At 67.2% G+C, this 15,351-nt stretch carries 12 protein-coding genes; 8 read left to right on the top strand and 4 right to left on the bottom strand.

The window, feature by feature from the left end; genetic code table 11:
- The first annotated feature begins 26 nt into the window (after positions 1-26).
- Entirely contained in the window at positions 27-1,058 is a 1,032-nt protein-coding gene (gene ftrA / locus QX124_RS12830) for a transcriptional regulator FtrA (RefSeq protein ID WP_315735007.1), read from the top strand.
- Here ftrA and QX124_RS12825 read toward each other — a convergent pair.
- On the bottom strand, positions 1,032-3,251 hold the full coding sequence (locus QX124_RS12825; RefSeq protein ID WP_315797340.1) for a putative bifunctional diguanylate cyclase/phosphodiesterase: 2,220 nt from the start codon (positions 3,249-3,251) through the stop codon (positions 1,032-1,034). The genes ftrA and QX124_RS12825 overlap by 27 nt on opposite strands.
- Positions 3,252-3,644: 393 nt before the next feature.
- Here QX124_RS12825 and mepA point away from each other — a divergent pair, with 393 nt between their 5' ends.
- Positions 3,645-4,586 (top strand): penicillin-insensitive murein endopeptidase, encoded by a 942-nt coding sequence (gene mepA / locus QX124_RS12820; protein WP_315797339.1) that lies wholly within the window; start codon positions 3,645-3,647, stop codon positions 4,584-4,586.
- Between the two features lie 175 nt (positions 4,587-4,761).
- Positions 4,762-5,280: a hypothetical protein gene (locus tag QX124_RS12815; protein ID WP_315797338.1), complete on the top strand. Its 519-nt coding sequence runs from the start codon at positions 4,762-4,764 to the stop codon at positions 5,278-5,280.
- A 3-nt stretch (positions 5,281-5,283) separates the two neighbouring features.
- Here QX124_RS12815 and QX124_RS12810 read toward each other — a convergent pair whose 3' ends face one another.
- The gene (locus QX124_RS12810; RefSeq protein ID WP_315797337.1) at positions 5,284-7,077 is read right to left on the bottom strand and encodes a potassium/proton antiporter; all 1,794 of its coding nucleotides are present in this window, start codon (positions 7,075-7,077) and stop codon (positions 5,284-5,286) included.
- Positions 7,078-7,286: 209 nt separating this feature from the next.
- On the opposite strand from QX124_RS12810, the gene QX124_RS12805 reads away from it, so the two are divergent.
- The 3 genes from QX124_RS12805 to QX124_RS12795 all read left to right on the top strand — a co-directional run bounded on the left by QX124_RS12805 (position 7,287) and on the right by QX124_RS12795 (position 10,429).
- The gene (locus QX124_RS12805) at positions 7,287-8,606 is read left to right on the top strand and encodes a mechanosensitive ion channel family protein (protein WP_315735015.1); all 1,320 of its coding nucleotides are present in this window, start codon (positions 7,287-7,289) and stop codon (positions 8,604-8,606) included.
- A 97-nt stretch (positions 8,607-8,703) separates the two neighbouring features.
- Complete coding sequence (gene map / locus QX124_RS12800) at positions 8,704-9,528, top strand: type I methionyl aminopeptidase (protein WP_315773590.1); 825 nt, start codon at positions 8,704-8,706, stop codon at positions 9,526-9,528.
- A gap of 97 nt (positions 9,529-9,625) precedes the next feature.
- Positions 9,626-10,429, top strand: coding sequence for an intradiol ring-cleavage dioxygenase (locus QX124_RS12795; protein ID WP_315797354.1), 804 nt, complete (start codon positions 9,626-9,628; stop codon positions 10,427-10,429).
- On the opposite strand, the gene QX124_RS12790 is transcribed toward QX124_RS12795, so the two are convergent.
- Positions 10,430-11,620, bottom strand: a complete 1,191-nt coding sequence (locus tag QX124_RS12790; protein WP_315797336.1) for an MFS transporter — start codon at positions 11,618-11,620, stop codon at positions 10,430-10,432.
- A gap of 185 nt (positions 11,621-11,805) precedes the next feature.
- Positions 11,806-12,585 carry a methanethiol S-methyltransferase gene (gene mddA / locus QX124_RS12785; RefSeq protein WP_315797335.1) on the bottom strand — a complete coding sequence of 260 codons (780 nt, stop codon included), beginning with the start codon at positions 12,583-12,585 and terminating at the stop codon, positions 11,806-11,808.
- Between the two features lie 146 nt (positions 12,586-12,731).
- Here mddA and QX124_RS12780 point away from each other — a divergent pair, with 146 nt between their 5' ends.
- Positions 12,732-14,282, top strand: a complete 1,551-nt coding sequence (locus tag QX124_RS12780; protein WP_315797334.1) for an alpha/beta fold hydrolase — start codon at positions 12,732-12,734, stop codon at positions 14,280-14,282.
- Positions 14,283-14,556: 274 nt separating this feature from the next.
- Positions 14,557-15,270 (top strand): RadC family protein, encoded by a 714-nt coding sequence (radC, locus tag QX124_RS12775; protein ID WP_315735722.1) that lies wholly within the window; start codon positions 14,557-14,559, stop codon positions 15,268-15,270.
- Positions 15,271-15,351: the final 81 nt, after the last annotated feature.

Raw genomic sequence — 15,351 nt, 5'->3', positions numbered from 1 at the left:
CGACAAAGTCCGGTAAGTTTCCGCCAATGCCGCCAGCCGCAGCCAGCAGCCATCGTCAGGATCCCGGCCTCGTCGCCGTCATTGCCTATGACGGGCTGTGCACGTTCGAGTTCGGCATCGCGGTCGAAGTGTTCGGACTGCCGCGGCCGGAGTTCGATTTCTCCTGGTATCGGTTCAAGGTGGTCTCGGCCGAGGGACGGCGGTCACGCGCGATCGGCGGCATCGTCGTTGAGGCCGGCGCGCCGCTCGCGCGCCTGAAGGACGCCCGCACGATCATCGTGCCGGGGTGGCGCGATCGCACCGAGCGGCCGCCCGAGCGCCTGCTGCGCGCCATCTCGCAGGCGGCTGCGCGCGGCGCGCGATGCCTGTCGATCTGCTCCGGCGTGTTCGTGCTCGCAGCCGCAGGCCTGCTGGACGGCAAACGCGCCACGACGCATTGGCGGCACATCCCCGACCTGAAGCGGCTCTACCCCCGCATTCAGGTCGAGGAGGACACGCTCTATGTCGACGAGGGCAACGTCATCACCTCGGCCGGCAGCGCGGCGGGCATCGACGCCTGCCTGCATCTGGTCCGGCGTGATTTCGGCAGCAAGGTTGCGAACACCGTTGCGCGGCGGTTGGTGATGCCGCCGCACCGGGACGGCGGGCAGGCGCAGTACGTCGTCGCACCGGTCCAGGCGCGCCCGGGACGGACGATCGGCGAGGTCATGGACTGGGCGCGGGCGCGACTGGCGCAGCCGATTGCGATCAGCGCGATGGCAAAACGCGCCGGGATGAGCGAGCGCACCTTGCTGCGGTCGTTCAAGGACAGCACTGGCGCGAGCCCTGCGGCCTGGCTGCAGCAGGAGCGCATGGCGCGGGCGCGGGAGCTGCTGGAGACTGCGACGCTCTCCCTGGCGGACATCTCGGCGCAGTGCGGCTACCGGTCGCTCGAAACGTTTCGCGTCGCTTTCCGTCGCATCGTCGGAACATCGCCCGCGGCGTATCGCCGGCGCTTCGAGGCGCGCCCGACATCAGCCAGCGTCGCTCGCTCAAGCCACCAGCGCGTTGCCAGATGAGGCACCGTCCATGGCATCTCGCTGCGCCTGCAACAGCCGGACGATGTCGACATTGGGCCGGGGCCGGCTGAACAGATAACCCTGCCCTTCATGGCAGCCCTCGGCGCGCAGACAGCGGAGCTCCGCCTCGGTCTCGACGCCCTCGGCCGTGATGATGACGCCGAGCCCCTTGCCGAGGCTGACGATCGAGCGGACGATCGCCTGCGCCTCGCGATTGGCGGCGAGATCGCGGATGAAGGATTGGTCGACCTTGATCTTGTCGAACGGAAAGCTGCGCAGATAGCTCAAGCTGGAATAGCCGGTGCCGAAATCATCCATCGAGATGCGGACGCCGAGCGCGCGTAGCGCATGCAGGGTCGCCAGCACCTGGCCGCTCTTTTCAAGCACCAGGGTCTCGGTGATCTCGAGCTCGAGCCGGCTCGGCGGCAAGCCCGACTGCTTCAGCACGTCCATGACCAGCGACAGCACGTTGCCGACGCGAAACTGCAGCGGCGACATGTTCACGGCGACGCGGACGTCGTCCGGCCATTTTGCAGCGTCGCTGCAGGCCTGGCGCAGCATCGCGCGGCCAAGCGCCGAGATCAGGCCGGTGTCCTCGGCGACCGGGATGAACTCCGACGGCGGGATCATGCCGCGCTCGGGATGCGGCCAGCGCACCAGCGCCTCGAACCCGGTGATGCGTCCGGTCGAGAGGTCGATCAGCGGCTGATAATGCGGCTGCAGCACGTCGCGCTGGATGGCCTCGCGCAGCTCGGATTCGATCTTGCGCCGGCTCTGCGCGCGGGCATCCATGCCGGGTTCGAAATAGCTGAAGGTGCCGCGCGTCTCGTTCTTGGCGCGCGACAGCGCCATGTCGGCGTTCTTGAGCAGCTTCTCGGCATCGTCGCCGTCGTTCGGCGCCATGGCGATGCCGATCGTGGCGCCGATCGTCACCGAGCTGCCGTCGATGAGATAAGGATCGGCGATCGCCTGCAACAGCCGGCGGCAGAGCTGGGCCGCATCCTCCGGCCGTGCCTGCCCGCCTTGCACCACCGCGAACTCGTCGGAGTTGAGACGGGCGACGATGTCCTCCTGGCGCAGGATCGAGCGCAGCCGCTTGCCGACCCCGCGCAGCAGCCGGTCGCCGACGGCGTGGCCCAGCGTGTCGTTGATCGACTTGAAATTGTCGAGGCCGAGCACCAGCACGGCGATTTTCTCGGAGCCGCGCCGCATCTGGGCGAGCTTGTCATCGATCTTCTGGCGCAGCAGGTTGCGGCTCGGCAGGCCGGTCAGTGCATCGTGCTGGGCCAGGAAGGCGAGCCGCGCCTCGGCGCGCTTGCGTTCGGTGATGTCCATAAGCGCCAGCAGCACGGCGGGCTGGCTGTTGTGGACGAGATGGCGTGAATAGATCGCGAGATCGATCAGGGCGCCATCGGCGCGGACATGCTTCCAGGTGCGCGCCGCCTGCTCCTCGCCGGACTGCTCGCCGGCCCAGGGCGGCTCGCTCTCATAGGCCTGCAGGTTGCGGATGCCGAGCCGCTCGAAGGCGGCGCGGCTATAGCCGTAATGCTGGGCCGCCGCTTCGTTGACGCCGAGCACGCGCCCATCATCCGTCGCGCAGACGATCATCGGCACCGGATTGCCGTCGAACAGCAGGCGGAACGACTCCTCGCGCTGCTTCAATTCGGTGATGTCGACGCGCAGGCCGACGATCCCGCCATCGCCGGTCAGGCGCTCCTCGATCAGGATGGTGCGGCCGTCGGACAATTTCTGCTCGTGGCGGCCGCTCGGCTGGAACAGCCTCTCCAGCCGCTCGGCGATCCATTCCTCCTCGCGCCCGGCGGCTTCCGGATAATCGCCCCGCGCCACGCCGACCCGGATGGTGTCCTGCAGCCGCGCGCCGGCTTCGAACAGGTCCGAGCTGCGGTTGTAGATTTCGGCGTATTTCTTGTTCCAGAGAATGTAGCGGCCGTCGGCGTCGAGGAACACGATACCCTCGGGAAGAATGTCGATCGCTTCGATGAGACGATCATGCGCCTTCTTCGCCTCCGCCATCGCCACTTCGGCGCAATTGCCCGCGATCTCATCGACGGGGCCGAGGTTGCGCAGGTTGTGCCGCCGCAATTTCGGGCTCGGCTTGACCGGGTGAATTGCATCGCGGGCGCTTGGCACGCGATTGCGCTTTTTTGCCGTGGGTGGCCGAACGGGCCGCATTGCGTGCCTCACTCTCCTTCTCGACGAGCAGTTTTCGGCCACGTTTCTGAAAAAATGGTATCTTGATGCGGGGCACGACAGCCACTGGTTACGGGAACAGGCAGACGCACTCGCGTATTTGGAGAGCTGAGACTTGCGCGGAGGATCAACCAAGGGCTGCGGTACAACCAGCGATAAGTGACGTCGGTTGCCGCAGACCAAAAAAGACCCGCATACCGTGCAATGGCCCCGCACGTGGTGTTCATTTACCGAACGAACTCACGCAATTGAGCCGTGTTCAGCCTGTTCCGCCAATCCGGCAGCAGGGTTAAAATCAGGTTAAAGTGGCTCGAATGCCTGACGTTGACGCAGAATTGGGCATCTCGACCGGTCGGCAGCCGCTACACTCGCTCCATGCATGTCCGCCTGATTCTGGTCGCCATCATCAGTTCGGCCGTCATTGCCGCGACGGCTCCGGCCCGTGCCCAGGACAAGGGCAGCGTCGAGCCGAAGGCCCTGCCGCCCTTGGCGCATCCGGACGATCCGGATACACCGGCCAAGGAGCTGTTCGCCCGCAGGATCCTGCCCTCGGCGCAACCGACCAAGGTGATTGGAACCTATAATCGCGGCTGCATCGCCGGCGCCGAGCGAATGCCGATCAATGGCGAGGGCTGGCAGGTGATGCGGCTGTCGCGCAACCGCAATTTCGGTCATCCCAACCTGATCGCGCTGCTGAAACGGCTGGCGACCCGCGCGCACAAGGATGCCGGCTGGCCCGGCATCTTGGTCGGCGACATCAGCCAGCCGCGCGGCGGGCCGGCGCTGAGCGGCCATGCCAGCCATCAGATCGGGCTCGACGCCGACATCTGGCTGACGCCCATGCCCGACCATCGGCTGTCGCGCAACGAGCGCGAGGAGATGTCGGCGGTCATGATGGTGCGGCCCGATCGCCTCGACGTCGATCCGCGCGTGTTCACGAAGGGTCACCTCGCCGTGATCCGCACCGCCGCGCAGGAGCGGTCGGTGCAACGCATCTTCGTCAACGCCGCGATCAAGAAGGCGCTGTGCCGTGACGCGAGGGGGGACCGCAGCTGGCTCACCAAAGTGCGGCCGTGGTGGGGCCACGACTATCATTTCCACATCCGCATGGTGTGCCCGCCGGGCAACCCGGACTGTCATGGCCAGACCGACCAGGAGGGCGGCGACGGCTGCGGTGACCTCGACTATTGGTTCTCGGACGCGGTGCTGCATCCGCCGCCGCCGAAAGAGCCGCCCAAACCGCCGCAACCGATCACGATGGCGCAACTGCCGCCTGGCTGCCGGACGGTGCTGCATGCGCCGGACGCCAAGAATTGATGCGGCCGAAAGCCGACGCGACGAAGGAGTCGCGGTAACGGCTGGATCGCTCTAAGATGACGTCGCTCGCGCCGTCAGCGCGACGATCGAAGGGGATGACGGTCCCTCCACCTCCTGTTATCTCGGTATCGAGATGCCGCGCGCCGCTGCCCGGCGTAACGGTAGCGAGTCCGTCATGATCCTGATCCGTCCCGCCGCGACTGCCCTCCTCCTCACGCTGGCCGCCAGCACGGTCGCGCTCGCCGCCGAACCGATCGGCTGCGACAAGTTCAAATGGGACATCGCGCGCGAGCGCGCCGCGCTGACCTCGGCTGACCGCCAGAAGCTCGCATCGGGTGTGGAGATCGCCGCCATTCCTGCGACCGGCATCGTGCTGGAGCTGCGTCCGACGGCTGAGGCCAAGCTGGCGATGCCGCCGGAACGCGCGCCCAAGGACGGCACTTTCGCCGGCCTCACGCGGATCACCGCGGCGCCAAAGGCCGGCGTCTACACGATCAGCCTGTCGGCCGCGGCCTGGATCGACGTCGTGCAGGACGGCAAGATCCTCAAGCCGGCCGGCTTCAGCGGCGCCACCGATTGCGACGGCATCCGCAAGACCATGAAGTACGAACTGAGATCGCAGCCCCTCGTGCTGCAGGTCAGCGGCGCGCCGGAGAATACGATCTCGATCGCCGTCCTGCCGGCGGCAGAATGACGCTCACACCCCCGCGACCGACGACCAGACACTGGCCAGCCTGCGCTTCATCCGCTCCTTGCGCGTCAGCACCGGCACATCCTCCTCGTCCTCCGGTAGGCGCAGGCCGACCACGTTGACGCGGCCGCCGGAGATCGAGCGGGCGACCAGCACGATGGTGTCGAGCGCCACGGTCGCGCCTTCCTTCGGCGCGTTGTCGAGATGGATGTCGAAATAGTCGGCGAGCGTCAGCTTGTCCTCGCCCTCGTCGAGCTTGATGCCATAGATGCCGGCGACCTCGTCGAGCGTATGCTCGGCCGAGACCATGAAGTCGCCGAGCAGATGCGGGTCGGGCGCCGCCGACGGCGGCATGTCGACGAAGAAGCGGTCGAGCGACTCGGCCTTTTCCGGCGGTGCCAGCAGATAGAGATAGTCGCCCGGAGCGATCGGCTCGGCCTCGGGCGGCGCCAGAATCTGCTCGTTGCGGATCACCAGCGTCGGCTTCGACCAGGACGGGATCAGGCCGCGGCGGAAGTACAGGCTCTTGGAGCGGATCGAATAGCCGACCAGCTGCTGCTCGAGCTGGCCGGGCAGATCGAGCTCGATGCGGCGCGGGCCCCGATCGGTGCGCGGCAGCGCCACGTGCAGCTTGCGCGCGGCCACGCCGAGCGTCCAGCCCTGCGCGAGCAGCGAGATGATCACGACCACGAACGCGACGTCGAAATAGAGATAGGCCTTGGACAGCCCGACCAGCAGCGGGATCGAGGCGAGGAAGATCGCGACCGCGCCGCGCAGGCCGGTCCAGGCGATGAACGCCTTCTCCCGCCAGTTGAAGCGGAACGGATAGAGGCAGAGAAACACCGCGACAGGTCGCGCCACCAGCATCAGCATCAGCGCAACAGCGATCGCCGGCAGCAGGCTGTCGAGCAGCCGCTGCGGCGACACCAGCAGCCCGAGCAGCACGAACATCACGATCTGGGCGAGCCAGGTCGCGGCATCGAGGAAGGTGACGACAGAGTTGTGCGCGCGGGTCGGACGGTTGCCGACGATGAGGCCGGCGAGATAGACCGCGAGGAAGCCGGAGCCGTGGGCGATCTGCGCCATGCCGAAGATGACCAAAGCGGCCGTGGTCACGAACGGCGCGTGCAGACCCTGCGGCAGCGCCACCCGGTTGAGGCCGATGACGACGAGGCGGCCGCCGACGATGCCGAACAGCGTGCCGAGCACCGCTTCGCGGACCAACTCGAACGCGAAATGTCCGAACGAGCCGTGACCGACCGAGATCAGCTCGACCAGCATCAGCGTGAGGAACACCGCGAACGGATCGTTGCTGCCGGACTCCGCCTCCAGCGTGGCGCCGACGCGCGGGCGCAGCCGCAGGCCTTGGGCGTGCACCAGCAGGAACACGGCCGCGGCATCGGTCGAGGCGATGACGGCGCCGACCAGCATCGCCTCGGTCCAGCCGAGGTCGAGGGCATATTTCGCCACCGGCGCGGTGATGAACGCGGTCATCAGCACGCCCACGGTGGCGAGCACCATCGAGGGCGCCAGCACGGTGCGGATGCTCTGGAAGCGCGTGCGCAGGCCGCCGTCGAACAGGATCAGCGCCAGCGCGACGGAGCCGACCAGATAGGTGGTACGGACGTCCTGAAATTCGATATGACCAGGGCCGGAATCGCCCGCCAGCATGCCGATGACCAGGAACACCAGCAGCAGCGGTGCGCCGAAGCGCAGCGCCAGCAGGCTCGACAGGATACCGGCCATGACGAGGACCGCACCGAGGAGGATGGCAATGCTGACGGCGTCGAGGGATGTCATGAAAAAACGCTGATGAATCCGAGTTTTACATCCTTATCGTCGCCACACTTGCACGCCAACCGGATTTGCTCCTATCGCGGCGATATGCCCATTTTTCCATCCTCGGCCGTGTTCGGGGTATATTTCGCGGCAATCGCCCGTGACGAAAACGAACTAAATCCCGCTGACCCCGCCAACCCGCGCCACTGTTCCCCTCCGAGACCCCGCTGATGGACCTCGACCTGAAAGACGTTCTCGAATTCCTGCAGACCGTTGGCCGCTCGATCGGCGCCGAGGTCACCTCGCCGTGGTTCTATCTTCAACTCGGGCTGGTGCTGAGCGGCGCCGGCATTGCCTTTGCGGCACGCGCCGCCGTGCGCGCGCGCATCGACATGACCTCGCTGGCGATGGGCTGGCCGGGCCCGCTGCGGCAGCTGCTACGGGTGCTGCTGGAGAGCGTCGCCACGGTCGTGTTCGTGATCCTGATGCGGATCGCCCGCACCGGCATGTTGCTGTGGACCTGGCCGAGCCGCAGCTACCTGCTCGCCGTCGCGCTCAAGCTGGCGCTGGCCTGGCTCGTGATCCGGCTGATCACCTCGGTGATCCGCAGCACCTTCATCGTGCAGATCGTGTCGATCTCGGCCTGGCTGGTCGCCGCGCTCAGCATCATCGGCCAGCTCGACAACGTGGTCGACGCGCTCGATTCCATCTCGGTCGTGCTCGGCGGCCTCAGGCTGACGCCGCTGCTGGTGATCAAGCTCGGCGTGCTGCTGCTCGCGGTGCTGTGGCTGACCAACATCGCCAGCAATTTCGTCGAGAGCCGCATCACCCGCTCGACCGACCTGACACCGTCCATCCAGGTGCTCTTGATCAAGATGGTCCGCATGGGCCTGATGATCCTCGGCGTCGCGATTGCGATCAGCGCGGTCGGCATCAACCTGTCGGCGCTCGCGATCTTCTCGGGCGCCGCCGGTGTCGGTATCGGCCTCGGCCTGCAGCGCATCGTCGCCAATTTCGTCGCCGGCATCATCCTGCTGGCCGACAAATCGGTGAAGCCGGGCGATCTCGTCACCATCGGCGACAGCTCGGGGCGCATCAGCGCGATGAACACGCGCTACATCTCGGTCGCCGCCGGCGACGGCCGCGAGTTCCTGATCCCGAACGAGGACCTTGTCACCCAGAAGGTGACCAACTGGACCTACACCGACAAGAACACGCTGGTGAAGGTCAATTTCGGCACCAACTACGACGCCGATCCCCGGGTCGTCTGCAAGCTCGCCACCGAGATCGCGGCCGAGACGCCGCGCACCTTGAAATCGAAGGCGCCGAACTGCCTGCTGACCGAGTTCACCGAGGCCGGCATGAAGTTCTCGCTGACCACATGGATCGCCGACCCCAGCTACATGGACAGCGTCAAGAGCGAGGTGATGCTGGCGCTGTGGGAGGCCTTCAAGCGCGAGGGCATCAGGGTGCCGTATCCGGTGCGAGAGCTTCGCGTTCGCGGCGGTGCGCTGCCGGTGGAGACCACGCTGGAGGTGCCGACCGGCTAGGCGGCAGATCCGGCCGTGCACACCCGGCTTGCACCGGCCGGCACGATCATTAAATTAGGCGATCACCCCGCGACACCCCTGAGAACGAAACAGGCCCATGAACTATATCGAAGCGACCGACACCACTGCGCGCAAGAACGGCCAGATCAAGCTGCACGGCCCGAGCGGCTTTGCCGGCATGCGCAAGGCCGGCGCGCTGGTGTCGAGGTGCCTCGATGCGCTCACCGACATCGTCAAGCCGGGCGTGCCGACCTCGCGGATCGACGATTTCGTCCGCGACTTCGCCTTCAGCCACGGCGCCTATCCGGCGACGCTGATGTATCGCGGCTATCGCTATTCGACCTGCACGTCGATCAACCACGTGGTCTGCCACGGCATGCCGAACGACCGGCCGCTGAAGGAAGGCGACATCATCAATGTCGACGTCACCTTCATCGTCGACGGCTGGTACGGCGATTCCAGCCGCATGTATGGGATCGGCCCGATCGCGCGCAAGGCCGAGCGGCTGATCGAGGTCACCTACGAATCGATGATGCGCGGCATCGCCGCGGTGAAGCCCGGCGCCACCACCGGCGACATCGGCCATGCGATCCAGAGCTTCGTCGAGCCGCAGAGCATGAGCGTGGTGCGCGACTTCTGCGGCCATGGCCTCGGCCGGCTGTTCCACGACGAGCCGAACATCATCCATGTCGGCCGGCCCGGCGAGGGCGTGCTGCTCAAGCCCGGCATGTTCTTCACCATCGAGCCGATGATCAATCTCGGCAAGCCGCATGTGAAGATCCTGTCCGACGGCTGGACCGCGGTGACGCGGGACCGCTCGTTGTCGGCGCAGTTCGAGCATTCGGTCGGCGTCACCGCCGACGGCGTCGAGATCTTCACGCTGTCGGAGCGCCATGGCGAGAAGCCGCTGACGCAGGTGTGAGCGGGCTCCCTGGACGAATGGTCGCAGGGCGTCCGATTGTTGCCATGTCCGGCTGATCGACTGCCGGCTCCATCGCATGCGATTGCGGGAGGCAGCTCTGACCATCGCAACACGCCGTGGCGTTCTCGGCCTTCTCTCCGCGGGCGCAGCGCTGCTGACGCCGCCGGCGCGCGCCGCGTCGGGGACAGTTCCTGCATCGGCGAATGCCGACGATGCCTGCATCCTGACGCCGCAGTCGGAGTCGGGACCCTATTATCTCGATCCCAAGCTGGTGCGCGCCGAGATCGCCGAGGACCGGCCGGGCGTCCCGCTCAGGCTGCGCCTTCGCGTCATCGAGGCCGGCTCCTGCGCACCGATCCCTGGCGCGCGGGTCGACGTCTGGCACTGCGACGCCCGTGGCATCTATTCGGGCTATCCCGGTCAGAGCGACAATCACAAGCTCGACCAGAGCGGCAAGACTTATCTGCGCGGCACGCAGATGGCCGATGCCGCGGGCTGGGCCGGCTTCAGGACGATCTATCCCGGCTGGTATGCCGGCCGCGCCACGCACATCCACTTCAGGGTGTTTGTCGACGAGGCCACGGTGCTGACCGGACAAACCTTCTTTCCCGAGGCGCTGAACGAGTTCATCTACACCAACGTGCCCGACTACACCGGACGGCCTAAGCAGCGGCTCGTCATCAACGCCAACGACCGCGTCGCGACCGAGGCCGATCCCGATCACCGCGCGCATTGCGCGGTGAAGGAGGAGCGCGACCATTATCTCGCAACATTGACGCTGGCTGTGAGGCGCAACCCGGCCGCCGCGGTCGAGATGCCCACCGGCAAGCTGCCGCCGGCGCCGTGGATCAAGGACCGGCTGGCGGCGCTGGTGCCCGGGCTGAGGCGCAGCCCGTTCTGATCAATCCGGTTCGGTGAACTGATAGGCCAGCGCGGCGAGCGGCAGCGCCGTGCCGAATGCGGCGGCGGCCGTCCAGCCGCCATGCGCATAGGCCCACGCGCCGAGGCCCGACCCTGCTGCGCCCGCGACGAAGAAGGTGGTCATGTAGAGCCCGTTGAGTCGGCTGCGCTGGCCTGCGCCGAGCACGAACAGCACGCGATAGCCGAGAATGAGGCTGAGCTGCGCGCCGCAATCGATCGCGATGGCGGCGATCACCAGCGAGATCAACGACCAAGTCGTTCCGAGGGGGACCAACAGTGTCAGCGCGAACCCGGCAGCGCACAGCAGCATCGACGCAACCGTCGCCGGCCTCGTCCAGCCGCGGTCGGCGATGCGGCCGGCGACCGGCGCCATGATCGCGCCGGCGACGCCAGCCAGCGCGAACAGGGCGATGCCGGTCTGCGACATCCGGAAATTCGGTCCGGCCAGCAGCAGCGGGGACGTGGTCCAGAACACGCTGAAGCCGCCGAACAGCGCGGCCTGGTACAGCGCGCGGCGGCGCAGCGCCGGCGTGTCGCGATAGAGCTCGACCATCGAGCCGAGCAGCTGGCCGTAGCTCAGCCGCGCCTGCGGCTCACGCGGCGGCAGGGCCAGGCGCAGCACGACGGCAAGGATCAGCATGGCGAGCGCCGAGGCCGCATAGATGACGTGCCAGGAGGCATGCGCCGCAACGAAGCTCGCGAGCGGCCGCGCCAGCATGATGCCGAGCATCAGGCCGGTGGTGACATTGCCGACGGTGCGGCCGCGGATCGCCTCCGGCGCCATGTGCCCGGCATAGGGGATCAGGATCTGCACTGCGACCGAGCCGAAGCCGATCAGCAGCGCCGAAAGCAGGAAGGTCGATGGGCTCGTCGCCAGCGCCGCACAGCCGAGTGCGGCGGCGCCGACGATGATGGTCGCGATGACGAGCTTGCGGTTCTCGATGAGGTCGCCGAGCGGCACCACGAACAAGAGACCTGCGCCGTAGCCGATCTGGCTCATCGTCACCAGCAGTCCCGCGAGCTGCGGCCGCAGCCCGAGGTCGGCGCTGATCGGCCCGATCAACGGCTGCGCATAATAGATGTTGGCGACGATCAGCCCGCAGGAAAAGGCCAATAGCAGCGTGATCCAGGCGGACAGCGAGTCGCCGGAATCGGACGTGATGGTGGTCAACGCGGATCTCTCTCGGGCGGAAACGGCAGGCCATAGGGCCTTATGAGAACAGAGGCTGTCGAGCTGTGATTTTGCATCGCAGCATTCAAGCCCGACATAGGTGCTGAGGTCCCCCGCACCAATTCACGTCTACGTGGGCGCTGCATCGCCCAAGCCGGAGCGGAGGGAGCAGGCAATCGAGGCCGCTAGCGCATGCCACGCGCTGACGTTTCGGTCTCTTCGGTGCGCCGGCCGCCGATCAGCCGCGGCAGCAGCATCGGCACCCGCTGGCGGTAGCGCCGATAGCTCTCGCCGAACTCGACAATCAGGTCCCGCTCCTCGAGCTGCAGCCCGATCAGGATGTAGGCCGTGCTGAGGACCGCGAACAGCAAATGACCGACCGACATCTCCGGCGTGGCCCAGAACGCGAGCAGGAAGCCCAGCATCAGCGGGTGGCGCACCAGGCGATACAGCAGCGGGGTCTTGAACGGCTGCGCCGTCGCATCGGTGCCGCGGAGGGCGAGGACGGCCTGCCGCAGGCCGAACAGATCGAAATGATCGATCATGTAGGTCGAGCTGAGCGCGATGAGCCAGCCGAGCCAGTGGACGCCGGTCAGCACGGCCGCGGCGACGCCCTCGACGCGCCAGACCGGGATCGGGATCGGACGCCATTGCCAGAACAGCAGCAGCAGGATCACGCTGGACAGCAGCACATAGGTGCTACGCTCGGCCGCCGCCGGAATGATGCGCGTGAACCACCGTTTGAAAGCCGGACGCGCCATCACGCTGTGCTGGGCCGCAAACAGCGCCAGCAGCAGCACGTCGACGACGACGGCCTCGGTCACGGTGCCGGACACGCCCACGTCGATCGACTTGGCCGTGAGATAGTTGTAATTGCCGACGAAACCGACCGCCCAGACGAACGACCCAAGAAAGACGGCATAGCTCGTGATGGCGTAGAGCATGATGAGGAGACGTCCGAACATGAATGTTTCCTTGTTGCATCGAGGACGGCATGGCCGTGATCGAGACGCCCGATCCTGGGATCGTTCACGTCCCGCGCGAGCCTGAGCCTTACCAATCGACCGTCCCCCGAGCGTCCCCCGGACGCAGCCATGCAGGTCGCACGACAATGGTTCAGTTCCGCGTCCGGACATTCGGCTTTCCCGAGCTGCATCGCGACGGCCAGCCATGCCCGCTGTCGCTGCGCAAGGGCCTCGCTCTGCTGGTCTATCTGGCGGAGGCCAAGGGCCCCGTCGCGCGGGACGTTCTGGCGACAATGCTCTGGCCCGAGAGTTCCGAGGAGGTGGCGCGGGCGCGGCTGCGCCGCCTGCTGCACCGGCTCCAGCTCACGCTCGGCGTCGGCTGCCTCACCATCGATCGCGCGACGATTCGGTGGGCGGCCGCGGTCGAGCTGGAGGTCGAATCCGGGCTGTTCGAAACGGCCTGCGACCGCGGCGAATTCGAGCTGGCCTGCCGCCTCTATGCAGGTGACTTCCTCGACGGCTTCACGCCCGGCGATTGTCCGCAGTTCGAGGAATGGGCCTTCTTCCGGCGCGAAGCCTTGCGCGGCCGGGCGGTCCAGGCGCTGGAGCGCGTGGTGCAGGATCGCAGCGCGGCCGGTGACCATGCCGCGGCGGCGGCCCACGCCCGGCGCCTCGTCGCGTTCGATCCGCTCAGCGAGGTCTATGGCCGCGCCCTGATCCGCAGCCTGCTGCTGGCCGGCGACCGCGCCGCCGCCGAGCGTCATCTCGACGCCCTGACACAGCGCCTGCGCGACGAGCTCGGCGTCTCCCCCGAACCGGATACGCTGGCGCTGCTGACGCAGGGCGTCGCGGCGCAAGGCGAGAGCGCGCCGCCGACGCGCTATGTCCTGGGCGACGGCGTTCATCTGGCCTATCAGACCTACGGCACCGGTCCGCTGGACATTCTGCTGCTGCCCGGCTTCGTCTCGCATGTCGAGCGGATCTGGGAGGAGCCGCGCTGTCGGGCCTTGCTGTCCGCGCTCGCCAGAATCGGCCGCCTCATCCTGTTCGATCGCCGCGGCATCGGGCTCTCCGACCGGGTCGGTTTCAGCCCCAGCGTGGAGGCGACGGCGCGGGACATCGCGACCGTGCTCGACGCCGCCGGCAGCCGGCGCACGGTGCTGCTCGGCGCCTCCGAGGGCGGACCGGCCTGCATCACCTTCGCGGCCGACCATCCCGAGCGTGTCGCCGGGCTGATCCTGTTCGCCTCGCTGGCCAAGGGCAGCGCGACATCAGACTATCCGCATGCGCTGCAGGCCGGCCAGTACGGCATCTGGCTGCGACAGCTCGTGGCCGAATGGGGCGGACCGGCGGGCATCGAGACGTTCGCACCGAGCCTGGCCGGCGATCCCCAGGCACGGGCCTGGTGGGCCGGACTGCTTCGCGCGGCATCCAGCCCCGGCGCCATCAAGGGCCTGCTCGAAGCCTTCAGGGATATGGACGTCCGCCACCTGCTCGCCCGGGTCTCTGCACCGACCCTGGTGCTGCACCGACGCCGTGACCGCGCCGTGCTCGTCGGGGCGGGGCGGCATCTCGCCAGCCATATCCGCCGCGCGCGCTTCGTCGAGTTCGACGGCGCCGACCATTGGATGTTCGCCGGCGATCAGAGGCCCGTCCTCGCCAGCATCGAAGCCATTATCGGCAGTCTGCAGCCATAAGCAGGATCGCCCGACGGACGAGAAGGACGTCGTCCGGTGCTGCTCACGCTCGTGATCCTGTTCGGCCTCGGGCGGCTGCTGTTCTGGCTCGGCTATGCCAGGGGCGCGGCGGGCCGCGCCTTCGGCGTTGCGCTCACCTTCTACCCCACAGCGTTCTCGCTCATCATCGGCCTCATCCTCGTGCTGACCGGGCGCGCGGCCCAGCAAGGCGCGCCCTGCGGCGCGCGAGCACTTCGAGGTTGCAAAAATGCGGCATCACGGCATGCTGACGCCGATGCCCGAGAAAGCCCCTCCTCCCAACGATACGCCGCCGGACACGCCGCACTATCACGGCCACCGGCAGCGGCTGCGCGAGCGCTTCCACAGCGCCGGCCCCGACGCGCTCAACGACTACGAGCTGCTGGAGATGGTGCTGTTCGCCGCGCTGCCGCGGCGAGACGTCAAGCCGCTGGCGAAGGCGCTGCTGAAGACGTTCGGATCGTTCGCCGAGGTGATCCACGCGCCGGAGCCGCGGCTGCGCGAGATCGACGGCGTCGGCGACGCCTCGATCACCCAGCTCAAGCTGATCGCCGCCGCCGCGCACCGCATCGCCAAGGGCGAGGTGCGGCAGAAGCACGCGCTGGCGTCATGGCAGGACGTCATCACCTATTGCCGCACCAGCATGGCGTTCGCCGACAAGGAGCAGTTCAGGCTGTTGTTTCTCGACAAGCGCAACCAGCTGATCGCCGACGAGGTGCAGCAGACCGGCACCGTCGATCACACGCCGGTCTATCCGCGCGAGGTGATCAAGCGCGCGCTCGAATTGTCGGCCACTGCGATCATCCTGGTGCACAATCACCCTTCGGGCGATCCGACGCCGTCGCAGGCCGACATCCGGATGACCAAGACGATCGTGGAGATCGCCAAGCCGCTCGGCATCACGGTTCACGATCACATCATCGTCGGCAAGAACGGCCACACCAGCCTGAAGAGCATCGGGGTGATGTGAAGGCCCGACGCCGACGAGACGACGCATGCAGCGTGCTGCGGTCGGAGCCGCCAAAAGATCGCCGCGGGATAGACGAAACGT

The sequence above is a fragment of the Bradyrhizobium sp. SZCCHNRI3043 genome, assembly GCF_032377735.1.
Taxonomy (GTDB): Bacteria; Pseudomonadota; Alphaproteobacteria; order Rhizobiales; family Xanthobacteraceae; genus Bradyrhizobium.
The sequence above is the reverse complement of the archived record's forward strand: the minus strand, read 5'-3'. Positions and strand labels throughout refer to the sequence as shown.

Excerpts from the sequence above, each read along its gene's own strand:
- ftrA (WP_315735007.1), top strand. The coding sequence starts at position 27 with ATGCCGCCAGCCGCAGCCAGCAGCCATCGTCAGGATCCCGGCCTCGTC.
- QX124_RS12825 (WP_315797340.1), bottom strand. The coding sequence starts at position 3,251 with ATGCGGCCCGTTCGGCCACCCACGGCAAAAAAGCGCAATCGCGTGCCA.
- mepA (WP_315797339.1), top strand. The coding sequence starts at position 3,645 with ATGCATGTCCGCCTGATTCTGGTCGCCATCATCAGTTCGGCCGTCATT.
- QX124_RS12815 (WP_315797338.1), top strand. The coding sequence starts at position 4,762 with ATGATCCTGATCCGTCCCGCCGCGACTGCCCTCCTCCTCACGCTGGCC.
- QX124_RS12810 (WP_315797337.1), bottom strand. The coding sequence starts at position 7,077 with ATGACATCCCTCGACGCCGTCAGCATTGCCATCCTCCTCGGTGCGGTC.
- QX124_RS12805 (WP_315735015.1), top strand. The coding sequence starts at position 7,287 with ATGGACCTCGACCTGAAAGACGTTCTCGAATTCCTGCAGACCGTTGGC.
- map (WP_315773590.1), top strand. The coding sequence starts at position 8,704 with ATGAACTATATCGAAGCGACCGACACCACTGCGCGCAAGAACGGCCAG.
- mddA (WP_315797335.1), bottom strand. The coding sequence starts at position 12,585 with ATGTTCGGACGTCTCCTCATCATGCTCTACGCCATCACGAGCTATGCC.
- QX124_RS12780 (WP_315797334.1), top strand. The coding sequence starts at position 12,732 with ATGGTTCAGTTCCGCGTCCGGACATTCGGCTTTCCCGAGCTGCATCGC.
- radC (WP_315735722.1), top strand. The coding sequence starts at position 14,557 with ATGCCCGAGAAAGCCCCTCCTCCCAACGATACGCCGCCGGACACGCCG.